1 protein-coding gene is annotated in these 1,173 nt (G+C 63.1%); it reads right to left on the reverse strand.

What is annotated here, in order from left to right; genetic code table 11:
- Window positions 1-142: 142 nt before the first annotated feature.
- On the reverse strand, window positions 143-1,099 hold the full coding sequence (locus RGD00_RS23350) for an IS5 family transposase (protein WP_310459622.1): 957 nt from the start codon (window positions 1,097-1,099) through the stop codon (window positions 143-145).
- Window positions 1,100-1,173: the final 74 nt, after the last annotated feature.

Here is a 1,173-nt window from a genome sequence, read left to right on the forward strand (position 1 = left end):
GGAACGTCTGATCAACGGCTTCGGCTGCGCCAAGATGGCCGCGTGACTCGTTGTCCCACCCGAAGACCTGCGTCCGTAGACTGTTTTCGTGCATTGCGAGCCGCCTGAGCGGCCCTTTCGTGGGTTTCAGGCAGACTCGTCCTCATACCATCAGCCTCCGTCGCACCAGAAACAGGTTGCCGAGGGCGAAGAGTGTGAACAGCTGGGCGCGGTTCTTGGCGAGGCCGCGATAGCGGGTCTTCACGTGGCCGAACTGCCGCTTGATGATGCGGAAAGGATGCTCGACCTTCGCGCGCACCATGGCGATGATCCGGTTGATCCGTTCGTCGACCGGGTGCAGCGAGCCACCCTTCGGGGCCTTGCGCATGACGCCCCAGACCTTGCCCGGCCCCGCGAATGCGGCCTCCCGGTCGGCGCTGACATAGCCCTTGTCGGCCCAGACCGAGGTTTCTTCGCCGTGCAGCAGTTCGTCCCAGACCTGGCTGTCGTGCACCTTGGCGGTCGAGGTTTCCAGACTGTGGGTCACGCCGCTGTCCGCATCCACGCCGACATGTGCTTTCATGCCGAAATACCAGTCGTTGCCCTTCTTTGTGGACGACATCTCGGGGTCGCGGGCCTTGGCCTTGTTCTTGGTCGATGAAGGCGCGTCGATGATGGTCGCGTCCACCAGCGTGCCCAAGCGCAGCGTGATACCCTTGTCGGCCAGATGTGCGTTCACGTCCGCGAAGATCGCCTCGGTCAGCCCGTGCCGCTCCAGCAGGTGGCGGAAGTTCAGGACCGTGGTCTCGTCGGGGATGCGATCATCACCCAGTTCGATCCCGGCGAACCGACGCATCGCCTCACTGTCGTATAGGGTTTCCTCGGCCATCGGGTCGCTCAGCGCATACCAGTTCTGGAGAAAGTAGACCCGCAGCATCGTTTCCAACGGCATCGGAGGACGCCCGCCCTTCGGTCCGACCTTGGGGTAATGCGGCGCGATGAGTGCAAGCAGCCGCCCCCATGGAACCGCCGCCTCCATCTCCATCAGGAACTGCTCGCGCCGTGTCACCTTCTTCTTCATCGCATCGCGCAGGCCGGGAATGGCGGGCTGTTTCGGCATCGGCGGGGCTCCTCGTCGCATCCCGCAAAATCCTATCAGATCGCGCCGAAACGCACAGGTTTTTCAGACTTTCC

The organism is Ruixingdingia sedimenti, from assembly GCF_031432425.1.
Taxonomy (GTDB): Bacteria; Pseudomonadota; Alphaproteobacteria; order Rhodobacterales; family Rhodobacteraceae; genus Ruixingdingia; species Ruixingdingia sedimenti.